Origin of the sequence: Kosakonia sp., assembly GCF_032052965.1 — a bacterium.
Classification (GTDB): Bacteria; Pseudomonadota; Gammaproteobacteria; order Enterobacterales; family Enterobacteriaceae; genus Kosakonia.
On record NZ_DAMBVN010000006.1, the window covers coordinates 33,101 to 48,452 of the forward strand.

Consider the following 15,352-nt stretch of genomic DNA (forward strand, 5'->3'; position numbering starts at 1 on the left):
CAAACTGAGTGAGGAGTCGCATCATGGCGGTTAAAAGAAAAAGTATGCACTGGTTGTTTGCTGTTCTGACGACGGCGGTGTTAAGTGGCTGTGTTTCAGTGCCTGACGCGATTAAAGGAACCAGTCCGCAACCGCAAGATGATCTTGTGCGGGTGATGAATGCGCCAGCGCTGTACGTTGGCCAGGAAGCGCGTTTTGGTGGCAAAGTGGTGGATATCCAGAATCAGCAGGGGAAAACCCGTCTGGAGATTGCCGCTGTGCCGCTTGATAGCGGCGCCCGCCCGGTGCTGGGCGAAGCGTCTGTCGGCCGGATTTATGCCGATGTCAACGGTTTCCTCGACCCGGTCGACTTCCGCAACCAATTGGTGACCGTGGTTGGGCCAATTACCGGTACCGTCGACGGGAAAGTAGGGAATGCGCCCTATAAATTTATGACCATGCAGGCGACAGGTTACAAACGCTGGCGTCTTACTCAACAGGTGATGTTGCCGCCGCAACCGATGGACCCCTGGTTTTGGGGACCTGGGCCGCGTCCGCTGCACCCGGGTTTCGGGGGATGGGGATGGTACCCACCGGAGCCGGCCCGTGTTGAGACTGTCGTGACTGAGTAACAGGTATTATCAACGGAAAGAGACAGCGGCCTGGCCGCTGTTTTCGTCTGTAGCAGTTCATAAGAAAAATAATTAGTGACGGGCTTCGCAACCTTCGGTTCGCTTAATTAATAAACTGGTACGCTGAGTTAATATTATGTTAACGGCTTGTTTATTAACTGGGGTTGTGATGACCAAAAATACTCATTTCAGAGGTGATGCATTGAAGAAGGTTTGGCTTAACCGTTATCCTGCAGACGTTCCTGCGGAGATCAACCCTGACCGTTATCAATCCCTGGTTGAATTATTCGAACACTCCACAGCCCGCTATGCCGATCAGCCTGCGTTTATTAACATGGGCGAGGTGATGACCTACCGTAAGCTGGAAGAGCGTAGCCGGGCCTTTGCCGCGTACCTTCAGCAGGGGCTGGGGCTGCAAAAGGGCGACCGTGTTGCGTTGATGATGCCGAACCTGCTGCAATACCCTGTCGCGCTGTTTGGTATTTTGCGAGCCGGGATGATCGTGGTGAATGTGAACCCGCTCTACACTCCACGCGAACTGGAACATCAACTGAATGACAGCGGTGCTGCGGCTATTGTTATTGTTTCCAACTTCGCTCATACCCTGGAAAAAGTGGTCGAAAAAACCCAGGTGCGCCACGTTATTCTGACGCGCATGGGCGATCAGCTCTCGTCTGCTAAGGGCACACTGGTTAACTTCGTCGTTAAGTATGTAAAACGCCTTGTGCCGAAATACCACCTGCCGGACGCCATTTCCTTCCGTCGTGCACTGCAAAGCGGCTACCGCATGCAGTACGTGAAACCTGAACTGACCCCTGAGGATTTGGCTTTCCTGCAATATACTGGCGGCACCACGGGTGTGGCGAAAGGGGCGATGTTAACCCACCGCAATATGCTGGCGAACCTTGAGCAAGTGAACGCCACCTACGGGCCCTTGCTGCACCGGGGCAAAGAGCTCGTGGTTACCGCGCTTCCGCTTTATCACATTTTTGCCCTGACCATGAACTGCCTGCTGTTTATTGAGCTGGGCGGGCAAAACCTGCTGATCACCAACCCGCGCGATATCCCGGGATTGGTGAAAGAGCTGGCAAAATATCCTTTTACCTCGATGACAGGGGTCAACACCCTGTTCAACGCGCTGCTTAATAACGAAGAGTTTCGTCAACTCGATTTCTCTTCGCTACACCTGTCAGCAGGTGGCGGTATGCCTGTTCAACAAGCGGTAGCCGAGCGCTGGGTCAAACTGACGGGCCAGTATCTGCTGGAGGGCTACGGGCTGACGGAGTGTTCGCCGCTGGTCAGCGTTAACCCGCACGATATTGATTATCACAGCGGCAGTATTGGTCTGCCGGTGCCGTCTACAGAAGCGAAGCTGGTGGATGATGAAGGTAACGAAGTTCCCCCAGGTGAGCCGGGCGAATTGTGCGTGAAAGGGCCGCAGGTGATGCTGGGCTACTGGCAGCGCCCGGATGCGACCGATGAGATCCTGCGCGACGGCTGGCTCTATACCGGTGACATCGCGGTAATGGATGATGAAGGTTTTCTGCGCATTGTCGATCGTAAAAAAGACATGATTCTGGTTTCCGGTTTCAACGTTTATCCCAATGAAATTGAAGATGTGGTCATGCAGCATAGCGGCGTGCGCGAAGTGGCCGCCGTTGGCGTGCCATCGGAAAACAGCGGCGAAGCGGTGAAAATTTTCGTGGTGAAAAAGGATGAAAGCCTCACTGAAGAGGCGCTGATCTCCTTCTGCCGCCGCCAGTTGACCGGCTACAAAGTACCGAAACAGGTGGAATTTAGAAGCGAGTTACCAAAATCGAACGTGGGTAAAATTTTACGGCGAGAATTGCGTGACGAAGCCCGTAGCAAAGTGGACAATAAACCCTGAGCTATGCATTAATCGCCCGAACGCCGGTTAATCCGGCGTTTTTTATGGGCGCAAACTAAAGAGATAATGATTTGAATTACCAGATGATCACCACCAACGATGCGTTGGCAGCGTTATGTGAAGCGGCCAGCACGTTTCCGGCCATTGCCCTGGATACCGAATTTGTCCGCACCCGTACCTATTACCCACAGCTGGGGCTGCTTCAGATGTATGACGGCGAGCGTGTGGCGCTGATCGATCCTTTGTCTGTGACCGACTGGTCACCGTTTCGCGATCTGCTAATTAACCCCCAGGTGACCAAATATCTGCACGCTGGCAGTGAAGATCTGGAAGTGTTTCTCAATGCGTTCGGCGTACAACCCCAGCCGATGATCGATACCCAAATCCTGGCCGCCTTTTGCGGTCGTCCACTTTCCTGGGGGTTTGCCGCGATGGTGGAAGAGTTTACCGGTCTGGTCATCGATAAAAGTGAATCGCGCACTGACTGGCTGGCGCGCCCGCTAACCGAGCGCCAGTGCGATTATGCGGCGGCGGACGTGTGGTATCTGTTGCCGATTGCCAACAAATTACTGGCGGAAACTGAACAGGCAGGCCGGCTGGATGCTGCGCTCGATGAGTGTCGCCTGATGATGCAGCGTCGCCAGGAAGTGCTGGCCCCGCAAGAAGCATGGCGCGAGATCTCTAATGCCTGGCAGTTGCGTACCCGCCAGCTCGCCTGCCTGCAATTGCTTGCCGACTGGCGTTTGCGTAAAGCCCGCGAACGCGACCTGGCGGTGAACTTCGTGGTGCGGGAAGAGAACCTGTGGGCGGTGGCGCGATACATGCCTTCCAGCATGGGTGAACTGGACAGCATTGGTTTGTCGGGAAGCGAGATCCGCTTCCACGGAAAAACGCTGCTGGCGTTGGTTGCTCAGGCGCAGGCGTTGCCGGAAGAGGCTTTGCCAGAACCGCTGCTTAACCTGATGGATATGCCGGGCTATCGGAAGGTATTTAAAGCGATCAAAGCGCTGGTTCAGACTATGGGTGAGAAGCAGAACGTCAGTGTCGAGTTGCTGGCATCGCGTCGGCAAATCAACCAGCTGCTTAACTGGCACTGGAAATTAAAACCGCAGTCGGCTTTACCTGAATTAATAAGCGGCTGGCGCGGCGAAATGATGGCTGATGAACTGAAAAAATTACTGGCGGAATATCCGCGCTAATAACTGTAAATAATTACAGGGGTTGGCGAGGAATAAACAAAAAAGGCAGAACGGAGTCTGCCTTTTTTAATGCCAGCGTCAGAGACGAATTATTTCGTTTCTTCCGCTTCCGGTAAGGTGACGTTAAGTTCCAGAATGGAAATATCATCGCCTTTTTGTTCTAACTGAACCGTCACCATTTCCGGATCGATCTGCACGTATTTACAAATCACCTCCAGAATATCCCGCTTTAACTGCGGCAAATAATGAGGTTCAGCGTCACTGCGGCGGCGTTCTGCAACAATAATTTGCAGACGTTCTTTAGCAATGCTGGCGGTGTTCTTTTTTCTGGAGAGAAAAAAGTCGAGTAATGCCATAACTTATCCTCCGAACAGGCGTTTGAGGAAACCTTTCTTCTCTTCTTCAATGAAGCGGAAAGGACGATCTTCTCCCAGCAGACGTTCCACGGTATCGGCATAGGCTTTGCCTGCATCAGCGTTAGTATCCAGAATCACCGGCTCACCCTGGTTCGATGCGCGCAACACGGATTGGTCTTCCGGGATGACGCCAACCAGTTTGATACGCAGAATTTCCAGCACATCTTCCATGCTCAGCATATCGCCACGGTTAACGCGGCCCGGGTTATAACGGGTGAGCAACAGGTGCTCTTTAATCGGTTCTTCACCCTTTTCTGCGCGACGCGACTTCGACGCCAGAATACCAAGAATGCGGTCAGAGTCACGCACCGACGACACTTCCGGGTTAGTGGTGATAATCGCTTCGTCAGCGAAATAAAGCGCCATCAGCGCGCCGGTTTCAATGCCGGCAGGGGAGTCGCAAACAATAAAATCGAAGTCCATTTTTTTGAGATCTTCGAGCACTTTATCTACCCCTTCACGGGTAAGCGCATCTTTATCGCGGGTCTGCGACGCCGGGAGAATATAGAGGTTTTCAGTGCGTTTATCTTTGATCAACGCCTGGTTAAGCGTCGCATCGCCCTGGATAACGTTGACGAAATCATAAACCACGCGGCGTTCGCAACCCATAATCAGATCCAGGTTGCGCAGCCCAATATCAAAATCGATAACAACGGTTTTTTTGCCCTTTTGGGCTAAACCAGTAGCGATGGCCGCGCTGGAGGTGGTCTTGCCAACGCCCCCTTTACCCGAAGTAACAACAATAATGCGTGCCATAGGAGTTCCTTGTTAAAAGGGCTTAATTTAAGGGTTGAATTGTCAAAGCGTTGTCGGCTAACCGCAAACGTGCCGCTTTGCCATAAAATTCGGCCGGGATTTGATCGCTCAGCCAGTATTCTCCCGCAATGGAGACCAGCTCCGGCGTGAGATGAGTACAGAAAATTTGTGCTTCACGGTCGCCGCTGGCACCCGCCAGCGCACGGCCACGCATCATGCCGTAGACATGAATATTGCCATCGGCGATAAGCTCTGCGCCAGCGCTGACATGGCTGGTGACGATCAAATCACTGTTTGGCGCATAAATCCGCTGGCCAGAACGAACCGGCGCATCAATTAAACGTGTTTTTATGGCCGGAGCGGCAACGGGAGCGGGTTCAGGATCCGCCGCTTTCCGTGGCAGTTGTTCTTTGCCTTCCATCAGTATGGGCAGACCGGCGCGTTCGATTTCTGCTTTTAGTTCAACATCTTTGCATCCACTGATGCCGACAACGCGCAACCCGGTTTCGCTAATGGTCTGCTGAAGTCGTGGCCAGTTAACAGAGCCTTCGAGTGCGGAGACGTTGATGACCACTGGAGCGTGCTGCAAAAAAGCAGGAGCCTGAGCAATTTTGTCTTTTAACGCCTGACGAATAACCTCGGGTTTTGCATCATGCAAGTGAACCACTGATAAGGTAAAACTACTGCCTTTTAGCTCGATGGGCGTGTTTGACATCCTGACCTTACTCATTTTGCTATTATCACCCGCATCTGGAGTGATATTCCGAAGACTATCAGGCATGTTATAGTCAGTATTATATTCAGGCAAGTAACCACCCGTTAATTCCGAGTAATTAAGTATGTTTTGTGCGATCTACCGAAGTACCCGACGTGATCAGACTTATCTGTATGTCGAAAAAAGAGACGATTTTTCCCGCGTGCCAGAAGCATTAATGCAAAGTTTCGGTCAGCCGCAGTTAGCGATGCTTTTACCCCTTGATGGGCGTAAAAAATTGGCGGGTGCCGATCTTGATAAAGTGAAAGAAGCATTGTTGAGTCAGGGCTATTATTTACAGTTACCACCGCCGCAGGAAAATTTATTGAAGGAACATCTTGCCGGTCTTGGAAAACAATAAATACGTGCACGATGACGGCGGATTTTCCGCCGTTTTTTATTATCGTCTGCGTCAACGCCCGTTACATGCTGGTATTTGACAAATCCTCGGGCGGCGCGGATAGTCATTTTTCGCTCATGTTCAATGTGTTACCGGAGGTAAAATACATGTATCAGCATCATAACTGGCAGGGCGCTCTGCTGGATTACCCGGTGAGTAAAGTGGTATGCGTTGGTAGCAACTACGCGAAACATATCAAAGAAATGGGGAGCGCTACCCCGGAAGAGCCGGTTTTGTTTATCAAACCCGAAACAGCGCTTTGCGATATCCGCCAGCCGCTGGCATTGCCGCAAGATTTTGGCTCGGTGCATCATGAAGTTGAACTGGCGGTGCTGATCGGCGCGACCTTACGTCAGGCAACCGAAGAACATGTGAAGAAAGCAATTGCCGGTTACGGCGTGGCACTCGATCTGACGCTGCGCGATCTGCAGGGTAAAATGAAGAAGGCAGGGCAGCCGTGGGAAAAAGCCAAAGGTTTTGATAACTCCTGCCCGATTTCTGGTTTTATCCCGGTCACCGAGTTCAGTCACGATCCGCAAAATACGACGCTGACGCTCAAGGTCAATGGCGAAATCCGTCAGCAGGGCACCACAGCAGACATGATCCATAAAATTGTGCCCTTGATTGCATATATGAGCCGTTACTTCACGCTGAAAGCGGGCGATGTGATCCTCACCGGTACGCCAGAAGGCGTTGGCCCCCTGCATAGCGGCGATGAACTGGACGTGAGCCTTAACGATCACGCGTTGACGACTCGCGTACTCTGACGTTGTTTGCCGCCTGAATCGGGCGGCAAAACTTGCATCCGCATGCCAGACTGGTTATAAGGTGCACCCTGGTTTTCAATGGCGGATTTCTTAATGAACGACACGCCTTTCTGGCAAAGCAAAACTCTCGAGCAAATGACAGACGCGGAGTGGGAATCACTGTGCGATGGCTGCGGCCAGTGCTGCCTGCATAAATTGATGGATGAAGATACCGACGAGATCTACTTCACCAACGTTGCCTGCCGCCAGTTGAATATCAAAACCTGCCAGTGCCGTAATTATGAGCGCCGTTTTGAGTACGAGCCGGACTGCATCAAGCTGACCCGCGAAAACCTTCCCACCTTTGAGTGGCTGCCGCCGAGCTGCGCTTATCGTCTGCTGGCGGAAGGCAAAGCGTTGCCAGTGTGGCATCCTTTGCGCACCGGCTCCAAAGCAGCGATGCACGCCGAACGCATCTCGGTGCGTCATATTGCGGTGAAAGAGTCAGAAGTGCAGGACTGGCAGGCCCATATTCTCAACAAACCCGATTGGGCAGACTAACCGTTACGGGCGCCAAAACAGATTGATGATAACCGTCCCCAGCAGCATCCAGCAGGGCACCGAGAAATAGACGGTGCTTTTTTGCTCCCGGCTACTCTTCATAATCAGTAAGGCAATAAACGAACCAATCAGCACAGCAAGGGCGAGAGAGGTCAGCAGAGGGCTGTAGGTAAGACTGCGCAGGGTAGCATAGAGCAGAAGGGCGGAAACCACGCTAAATAAACGGATTTTCCGTGTAAATACCGCCACGCCGGTTAGCCAATAGATCATAGCAACTGTTCCTGTCACGCTTTTCCTCCTTGCAAAGTGTTAATGCCCGCCAGCACCCTACCTGTAGCACGCGCCTGAATCAACCGATACGCGCCGTCTGGCTTATTGAGGATAAAAAAAACGCCCCCGAAGGAGCGTTCTGTTAGCGACCGAAAAGATCGCGCTTTTTCGGTTTGAAGGGCTGGGCTATCAGCACCAGCAGCGCAACGACAAGGTAGGCCACAAAAATGCCCAGCAACCACTGCGGCATTTCCAGTGACAGGAACGCCCACTGGCGCTGTGCGCAATCGCCGGAGGCAACAAACACCTGCGGCAGCCATTTGTCCAGCGGCAGCCAGCCCGGAAAACGAGCGGCAAAATCGCAGGTCATAAACGGAGAAGGGTGTAACTGGATTTGGGTATGCTCCCAGGCCAGTTGGATCCCGCGTACCGCGCTGTAGATCCAGATAGCCAGCGCCACAAAACGCAGCGGTGTTTTTGGCGCAATCGCGCCGACAATGCCCGCGCCCATCACGCCAAACAGCGCGCTGCGTTCGTAAATACAGAGCACGCAAGGTTTCAGCAGCATGACGTGCTGGAACCAGAGCGCAACCATTTCAAGTGCAAACGCCGTAAGCGCCATTAACAACCAGGCGCCGCGTCCACGTGAGCACTGGTTCAGGTATCGCAACATAATCATTTCCCGGGGATATGCGTAGAAAAGGCAGTGTAAACGAAATCAATGTTCTGACCACTAGCCGCTATCAAAATAATACGTAATCGAATGTTTATCATGCGAAAAGTCAAACCAGACCGCGAAACGCTGCAATATCAGACAAAAAATACCGTGCCAGTCCAGAAAGTCACTTTCACTCGAAAGCCTTATAGCTGCTAAGGTTAAGCATTGCTAAATAGTCAAAATGGTGCACCGATCCCCATTTTTCTTGTTTTTGTCCGCTATCTGCCCTTAACGGGGTCTGGTATGATGAGTCATCTTTGCAAATGCTGTGTAATGGAAATCTCACTATGGTCATTAAGGCGCAGAGCCCGGCGGGTTTCGCGGAAGAGTACATTATTGAAAGTATCTGGAATAACCGTTTCCCTCCGGGATCGATCCTTCCGGCTGAACGCGAACTCTCTGAACTGATTGGCGTCACTCGTACCACATTGCGTGAAGTTCTACAGCGTCTGGCCCGTGATGGCTGGCTGACGATCCAGCATGGCAAGCCGACCAAAGTGAACAACTTCTGGGAAACCTCCGGTCTGAACATTCTGGAAACCCTGGCGCGTCTGGATCACGAAAGTGTTCCGCAACTGATCGACAATCTGTTGTCCGTGCGCACCAACATTTCCACCATTTTTATTCGCACGGCGTTTCGCCAGCATCCTGATGAAGCGCTGAAAGTGTTAGCCAGTGCGCGCGAAGTGGAAGATCACGCAGACGCCTTTGCCGATCTGGATTACAACATTTTCCGTGGGCTGGCGTTTGCCTCCGGCAACCCGATTTACGGGCTGATCCTGAACGGCATGAAAGGGCTGTATACGCGTATTGGACGGCATTACTTCTCCAGCCCGGAAGCCAGAAGCCTGGCGCTGGGTTTTTACCACAAGCTGGCAGACGTATGTGAACAGGCGCAGCACGATCAGGTTTATGACGTGGTGCGACACTACGGCCGTGACAGTGGTGAGATTTGGCATCGCATGCAAAAAACGATGCCAGGCGACCTGGCGCTACAAAGCCGATAAGCAAAAACCCCTCTGTGACAGAGGGGTTTTTCGTTACAGCGTGTTGGTGCGCGCTGGGCAGCGTTCCAACAGTTCCACACTTCCATCTTCGTTTTGTTGCTCCAGCAACACATCAAACCCCCACAAACGGTGCACGTGCTTCAGCACTTCCCGCCGGCCTTTGTCCAGCGGCGCACGGTTATGCGGAATGTAACGCAGCGTCAGCGAACGGTCGCCGCGCAGATCCACATTCCACACCTGAATGTTCGGTTCAAGATTGCTCAGATTGTACTGTGAAGACAGTTTGTTGCGGATCTCCCGGTAACCCTCTTCATTATGAATGGCGGCAATTTCCAGGTAGTTATTGCGGTCGTCATCCAGCACGGTAAAGAAGCGGAAATCACGCATGATCTTCGGTGACATAAACTGGCTGATGAAGCTCTCATCTTTGAAGTCGCGCATAGCAAAATGCAGCGTCTCCAGCCAGTCAGAACCGGCAATATCGGGGAACCAGTAGCGGTCTTCATCCGTGGGTGACTGGCAGATACGCTTAATATCCTGAAACATGGCAAAGCCGAGCGCGTAGGGGTTAATACCGCTGTACCATGGGCTGTTATAAGGCGGCTGGAACACCACATTCGTGTGACTGTGCAGGAACTCCAGCATAAAGCGGTCGGTTACTTTCCCTTCGTCATACAGGTGGTTGAGAATGGTGTAATGCCAGAACGTCGCCCAGCCTTCGTTCATCACCTGGGTCTGCTTCTGCGGATAGAAATACTGACTGACCTTGCGCACAATACGCAGGATCTCGCGCTGCCACGACTCCAGCAGCGGGGCATTTTTTTCCATAAAGTAGAGCAGGTTCTCTTGTGGCTCTGCCGGATAGCGACGCGCCTGGGCCACTGCCACTTCTTCATCGCGTTTTGGCAGGGTTCGCCACAGCATATTCACCTGGCTTTGCAGATACTCTTCACGGCTTTTCTGCCGCGCTTTCTCCTCCTGGAGCGAGATTTTCTGCGGGCGTTTGTAGCGATCCACGCCGTAATTCATCAGCGCATGGCAGGAATCGAGCAGTTTTTCCACTTCATCCACGCCGTAGCGCTCTTCACAATCGGTGATGTATTTACGAGCGAAAATCAGATAATCGACAATCGAGCTGGCATCGGTCCAGCTGCGAAACAGGTAGTTATTTTTGAAGAAAGAGTTATGCCCGTAACAGGCATGAGCCATGACCAGCGCTTGCATGGTAATGGTGTTCTCTTCCATCAGATAAGCAATACAAGGATTGGAGTTAATCACTATCTCGTACGCCAGCCCTTGTTGGCCGTGTTTGTACAGGCGCTCGGTTTCGATAAATTTCTTACCAAACGACCAGTGAGGGTAGTTGATAGGCATACCGACGCTGGAGTAGGCATCCATCATCTGCTCTGAGGTGATCACTTCGATTTGATGCGGATAGGTATCCAGCCGATAGAGTTTTGCCACCCGGTCGATTTCCGCCAGGTAGACATCCAGCAGATCAAACGTCCAGTCGGGTCCATCGCTCAGACGAATAGAATCCTTATTCATTGAGTCAATCGTAGCCATTAGCGCGCCCTCGTTGTTAACGACACTCTCTCAATGGAGCGTCTCATTTCAAGCATAGAACACCCAATAAAATCTGTAGCCAGGCCATAAGATTTTCTTCACGATTTTCCGATCTCATCACGGGGTGAAAAGCGCATTAAGTAGATTTTTATTCTGCGGTTAAATGGCGTTCAGCAGGAGATGCTAAATAGTGGCAGCCCTTGTCAGGTGGTAAGGCTGTGAGGCATGTCACCATAAAAAAGGCGTATGTTGAATAATATTTTCATCTGGGTTATCAATTTGTAATCAGATGATTGTGCTTTACTCATGGGAGAGGGATATGCAAGTTGTTGTATTAGGAAGCGGTGTGGTGGGCGTAACCAGCGCCTGGTATTTGCGTCAGGCAGGTCACGACGTGACGGTAATCGATCGGCAGTCCGGCCCGGCGCAAGAAACCAGTGCTGCCAATGCGGGCCAGATCTCGCCCGGCTATGCCGCCCCCTGGGCTGCACCCGGTGTTCCCTTGAAAGCCATCAAATGGATGTTTCAGCGTCACGCTCCGCTTGCTATTCGCCTGGATGGCACCTCATCCCAGCTTAAATGGATGATGCAGATGCTGCGTAACTGCGACACCCGCCATTACATGGAAAACAAAGGCCGCATGGTGCGTCTGGCAGAATACAGCCGTGACTGCCTCAAATTGCTACGTGAAACCACCGGCATCCAGTACGAAGGACGGCAGGGCGGGACGCTACAGTTGTTTCGCACCGCTGAACAATTTGAGAACGCGACCCGTGATATTGCCGTGCTGGAAGATGCCGGTGTGCCGTATCAGTTGCTGGAAGCCGCGCGGCTGGCAGAAGTCGAGCCTGCACTGGGCGAGGTCGCCGGCAAGCTGACCGGCGGGCTGCGTCTGCCGAACGATGAAACCGGTGACTGCCAGCTGTTCACCCAGCATCTGGCGCAGATGGCAGAGCAGGCCGGCGTGGTCTTTCGCTATAACACGCCGGTGGATCGCCTGTTGTATGAAGGTGAAAAAATCTACGGCGTGAAATGTGGCGATGAGGTGATCAAAGCAGATGCTTATGTCATGGCGTTTGGATCCTGGTCAACCGGCCTGCTGAAGGGCATTGTCGATATTCCTGTCTACCCGCTTAAAGGCTACTCGCTGACCATCCCCATCGCTGAGGAAGATGGCGCACCCGTATCGACGATCCTCGACGAGACTTACAAAATCGCCATTACCCGTTTTGACCAGCGCATTCGTGTGGGCGGGATGGCGGAAATTGTTGGCTACAATACTGAGCTGTTACAGCCGCGCCGCGAAACGCTGGAAATGGTGGTGCGTGACTTGTTCCCACGCGGCGGCTTTGTGGAGCAGGCGACATTCTGGACCGGCTTGCGCCCCATGACGCCAGATGGCACACCGGTGGTCGGTCGCACGCCGTTTAAAAACCTGTGGCTTAACACCGGCCATGGCACCCTCGGCTGGACGATGGCCTGCGGTTCCGGGCAGTTACTGAGTGATTTACTGTCAGGCAACACACCGGCCATACCGTCAGATGATTTGAGTGTTGCCCGCTACTTACCCGGTTTTACCCCGGCGCGTGCCCGGCACTTACATGGTGCCCATAACTGATAACCATAAGGAACACTGATGTCTCGTCCTGTTCTGGCGACCCTGGATCTGCAGGCGCTCAGGAATAACCTGCATGTGGTGCGCCGTGCCGCACCTACCTCGAAGGTGTGGTCGGTAGTCAAAGCCAACGCTTACGGTCATGGCATTGACCGTATCTGGCAGGCACTCAGCAGTACCGACGGCTTTGCGATGCTCAATCTGGAAGAAGCGATACTGCTGCGGGAACGCGGCTGGAAAGGGCCGATTCTGATGCTGGAGGGGTTCTTTCATGCCGATGAGTTGCCGCTGTTTGACAAATATCGCCTGACCACCAGCCTGCACAGCAACTGGCAGATTAAGGCGCTGCAAAACGCCCGGTTGCAAGCACCGCTGGATCTGTACCTGAAAATCAACAGTGGCATGAATCGTCTTGGCTTTCTGCCGGAGCGCGTCCACAGCGTATGGCAGCAGTTGCGCAGCCTGGCTAATGTCGGTGAGATTACGCTTATGTCGCATTTCGCCCAGGCAGAACATCCGGAGGGGATCCGCGCACCCATGGCGCGTATTGTGCAGGCGGCAGAAGGCATCGATGCGCCGCGTTCATTGTCTAACTCTGCAGCCACCTTGTGGCACCCGGAAGCCCATTATGACTGGGTACGACCCGGCATTGTGTTATATGGCGCGTCGCCTTCGGGCGCGTGGCAGGATGTGGCAACCAGCGGTATCCGTCCGGTGATGACCCTCAGTAGCGAGATCATTGCCGTGCAGACCTTAAAAAGCGGCGACGCGGTGGGGTATGGAGCCCGCTACCGTGCAGAGCGGGAACAACGCATTGGGGTGGTGGCCTGCGGCTATGCCGACGGTTATCCCCGTATTGCCCCCTCGGGTACGCCAGTGCTGGTGGACGGTGTACGGACAACGCTTGTCGGCGCAGTCTCGATGGACATGCTGACGGTCGATTTAACTCCCTGCCCACAGGCCGGCATCGGTACGCCGGTCGAGCTGTGGGGCAAAGAGATCAAAATTGATGAAGTGGCTGCCGCAGCCGGTACGGTGGGTTATGAACTGCTTTGCGCCGTGGCACCGCGTGTGCCTGTTGTGACAGTGTAACTTGATTATCGAGGCGGTTATTCCGCCTCGTCTTCTGCGACCCGAACGCCGACTTTAAGGACCGTATTATCGGCTTTCTCTGCCACCGTCCAAATCATACCGGCAAACTCGACCTGGTCGCCCACGACCGGCGCAGCCCCCAGCAGTTGCTGAACGATATCGCCAAGCGTCTGTTGCTTGTCGCGGTATTCCAGCCCCTCTTCCAGGCCGTAAATCAGCGCCACATCTGCAAATTTCGCATCCGCTTCAAGAATAAAATCGCCGAAGAAACGTTGATCCAGCGCCACTGGCGGCGACTGGCTGAACAGCTTGCCCAGTGCAGGGAGATCGCTTTCCCGGCCAATGACACACAGCACGTCGCCTTCTCGCAGGCGTGTGCTGCCGGTCGGGTGCAATAGCACATTATCGCGGAACAGGGCGGCAATTCGCGTCTCTTCCGGCATATGCAGGTCGCGCAGCGCCGCGCCCACGCACCATTTATCGGCGCTCAGCTGGTAAACAAACTGCTCCCAGGGGTTATTGGGATGAATATCCAGCCCAACGCGTGACACCGGCCAGCCGACAGGCGGTACCACCACTTTGGCTTTTTTGGCTGCCCACGACAGCGATGTGCCCTGGAAAAGCAACGAAATCAGCACCACGAAGAAGGCAACGTTGAAGAATAAACGGGCATGATCCAGTCCGGCCATCATCGGAAAAGTGGCGAGGATAATCGGTACCGCGCCGCGCAATCCCACCCAACTGATAAACACACGCTCACGCAGATTAAAACCGCGAAACGGCAGCAGGCTGGCGAACACCGACAGCGGGCGGGCAACAAAAATCATCCATGCCGAGAGAATAAGGGCAGAAATAGCAATCGGCCACAGATCTGACGGCGTCACCAGCAGTCCCAGAACAAGGAACATGGCGATTTGCGCCAGCCAGGCAAGGCCGTCGAAGTTCTGCAAAATACCAAAGCGGTTGCGAATGGGGCGGTTGCCGAGCACAAAACCACACAGGTATACCGCCAGGATCCCGCTACCGTGCAGGGCGGTAGTCAGCGCAAATACCAGGATACCGCCGCTTAATGCCAACAGTGGGTAGAGGCCAGCAGGGAGAGCGATGCGGTTAATCATCTGTTGCAGCAAATAGCCGCCCACGCCACCGAGCAAAATGCCAAGACCGAACTCGCGCACAATATGCACGAGGAACATCAGATCGACATCGGCACGGTGCTTTTGAATCATCTCAATGAGCGTGATGGTCAGGAAGACCGCCATGGGATCATTACTGCCGGATTCAATCTCCAGCGTGGCGCCAACACGCTCATTCAGCCCTTTACCACCAAGCAGGGAGAACACCGCTGCCGCATCGGTTGAGCCGACAATCGCGCCAATCAGCAGCCCTTCCATGATGTTCAGCTTAAACAGCCAGGCGGCCATCATACCGGTCAGGCCGGATGTCACCAGCACGCCGACGGTGGCCAGCGATAAGGCCGGGCCGAGCGCCACACGAAATGAACTGGCGCGGGTGCGCATGCCGCCATCAAGCAAAATGATAGCCAGCGCGAGGTTACTGACCATATAAGCAAAGGGATAATTATCGAACGGAATGCCGCCGATGCCGTCTACGCCGGCCAGCATACCAATCGCCAGGAAGATGACCAGAATCGGAATACCAAGGCGTGATGAAAAGGAACTCAATAAAATACTGCAGGTTACAAGGACTGAACCCAAAATAAACAGACTGATTATCGCCTCAGCGTCCAATG

Annotated in this window: 16 protein-coding genes; 9 read left to right on the top strand and 7 right to left on the bottom strand. The window is 53.5% G+C overall.

Annotated elements, in window-relative coordinates; translation table 11 throughout:
- Positions 1–23: 23 nt before the first annotated feature.
- From RTX30_RS09545 to rnd, 3 genes are all read left to right on the top strand, one after another.
- Positions 24–611 carry a Slp family lipoprotein gene (locus tag RTX30_RS09545; protein WP_312689198.1) on the top strand — a complete coding sequence of 196 codons (588 nt, stop codon included), beginning with the start codon at positions 24–26 and terminating at the stop codon, positions 609–611.
- A gap of 202 nt (positions 612–813) precedes the next feature.
- Positions 814–2,499, top strand: a complete 1,686-nt coding sequence (fadD, locus tag RTX30_RS09550; RefSeq protein ID WP_312689200.1) for a long-chain-fatty-acid--CoA ligase FadD — start codon at positions 814–816, stop codon at positions 2,497–2,499.
- Between the two features lie 71 nt (positions 2,500–2,570).
- Entirely contained in the window at positions 2,571–3,698 is a 1,128-nt protein-coding gene (rnd, locus tag RTX30_RS09555) for a ribonuclease D (protein WP_312689202.1), read from the top strand.
- An 89-nt stretch (positions 3,699–3,787) separates the two neighbouring features.
- On the opposite strand, the gene minE is transcribed toward rnd, so the two are convergent.
- From minE to minC, 3 genes are read right to left on the bottom strand one after another with little or no spacing between them, the layout of a single operon-like run.
- On the bottom strand, positions 3,788–4,054 hold the full coding sequence (minE, locus tag RTX30_RS09560; protein ID WP_004384978.1) for a cell division topological specificity factor MinE: 267 nt from the start codon (positions 4,052–4,054) through the stop codon (positions 3,788–3,790).
- 3 nt (positions 4,055–4,057) lie between these two features.
- Positions 4,058–4,870: a septum site-determining protein MinD gene (gene minD / locus RTX30_RS09565; RefSeq protein WP_312689204.1), complete on the bottom strand. Its 813-nt coding sequence runs from the start codon at positions 4,868–4,870 to the stop codon at positions 4,058–4,060.
- A 22-nt stretch (positions 4,871–4,892) separates the two neighbouring features.
- Positions 4,893–5,585 (bottom strand): septum site-determining protein MinC, encoded by a 693-nt coding sequence (minC, locus tag RTX30_RS09570; RefSeq protein WP_312689206.1) that lies wholly within the window; start codon positions 5,583–5,585, stop codon positions 4,893–4,895.
- A 124-nt stretch (positions 5,586–5,709) separates the two neighbouring features.
- On the opposite strand from minC, the gene RTX30_RS09575 reads away from it, so the two are divergent.
- From RTX30_RS09575 to RTX30_RS09585, 3 genes are all read left to right on the top strand, one after another.
- The gene (locus tag RTX30_RS09575; RefSeq protein ID WP_312689208.1) at positions 5,710–5,985 is read left to right on the top strand and encodes a YcgL domain-containing protein; all 276 of its coding nucleotides are present in this window, start codon (positions 5,710–5,712) and stop codon (positions 5,983–5,985) included.
- Positions 5,986–6,131: 146 nt separating this feature from the next.
- Positions 6,132–6,791: a fumarylacetoacetate hydrolase family protein gene (locus RTX30_RS09580; protein ID WP_312689210.1), complete on the top strand. Its 660-nt coding sequence runs from the start codon at positions 6,132–6,134 to the stop codon at positions 6,789–6,791.
- A gap of 93 nt (positions 6,792–6,884) precedes the next feature.
- Positions 6,885–7,331: a YcgN family cysteine cluster protein gene (locus RTX30_RS09585; RefSeq protein ID WP_312689212.1), complete on the top strand. Its 447-nt coding sequence runs from the start codon at positions 6,885–6,887 to the stop codon at positions 7,329–7,331.
- 3 nt (positions 7,332–7,334) lie between these two features.
- On the opposite strand, the gene RTX30_RS09590 is transcribed toward RTX30_RS09585, so the two are convergent.
- Positions 7,335–7,601, bottom strand: coding sequence for a hypothetical protein (locus RTX30_RS09590; protein WP_312689214.1), 267 nt, complete (start codon positions 7,599–7,601; stop codon positions 7,335–7,337).
- 142 nt (positions 7,602–7,743) lie between these two features.
- Positions 7,744–8,274: a disulfide bond formation protein DsbB gene (gene dsbB, locus RTX30_RS09595; protein WP_312689216.1), complete on the bottom strand. Its 531-nt coding sequence runs from the start codon at positions 8,272–8,274 to the stop codon at positions 7,744–7,746.
- A gap of 332 nt (positions 8,275–8,606) precedes the next feature.
- Between dsbB and fadR the strand changes: the two genes are divergently transcribed.
- Positions 8,607–9,326, top strand: a complete 720-nt coding sequence (gene fadR / locus RTX30_RS09600) for a fatty acid metabolism transcriptional regulator FadR (RefSeq protein WP_312689218.1) — start codon at positions 8,607–8,609, stop codon at positions 9,324–9,326.
- 33 nt (positions 9,327–9,359) lie between these two features.
- Here the strand turns inward: fadR and RTX30_RS09605 are convergent, their stop codons facing one another.
- Complete coding sequence (locus RTX30_RS09605; protein ID WP_312689220.1) at positions 9,360–10,892, bottom strand: SpoVR family protein; 1,533 nt, start codon at positions 10,890–10,892, stop codon at positions 9,360–9,362.
- Positions 10,893–11,211: 319 nt separating this feature from the next.
- On the opposite strand from RTX30_RS09605, the gene RTX30_RS09610 reads away from it, so the two are divergent.
- Both RTX30_RS09610 and dadX read left to right on the top strand, forming a co-directional pair.
- Positions 11,212–12,510, top strand: coding sequence for a D-amino acid dehydrogenase (locus RTX30_RS09610; RefSeq protein WP_312689222.1), 1,299 nt, complete (start codon positions 11,212–11,214; stop codon positions 12,508–12,510).
- Between the two features lie 18 nt (positions 12,511–12,528).
- Complete coding sequence (gene dadX, locus RTX30_RS09615; RefSeq protein WP_312689224.1) at positions 12,529–13,599, top strand: catabolic alanine racemase DadX; 1,071 nt, start codon at positions 12,529–12,531, stop codon at positions 13,597–13,599.
- A 17-nt stretch (positions 13,600–13,616) separates the two neighbouring features.
- Here the strand turns inward: dadX and RTX30_RS09620 are convergent, their stop codons facing one another.
- Positions 13,617–15,350 carry a potassium/proton antiporter gene (locus tag RTX30_RS09620; protein WP_312689226.1) on the bottom strand — a complete coding sequence of 578 codons (1,734 nt, stop codon included), beginning with the start codon at positions 15,348–15,350 and terminating at the stop codon, positions 13,617–13,619.
- Positions 15,351–15,352: the final 2 nt, after the last annotated feature.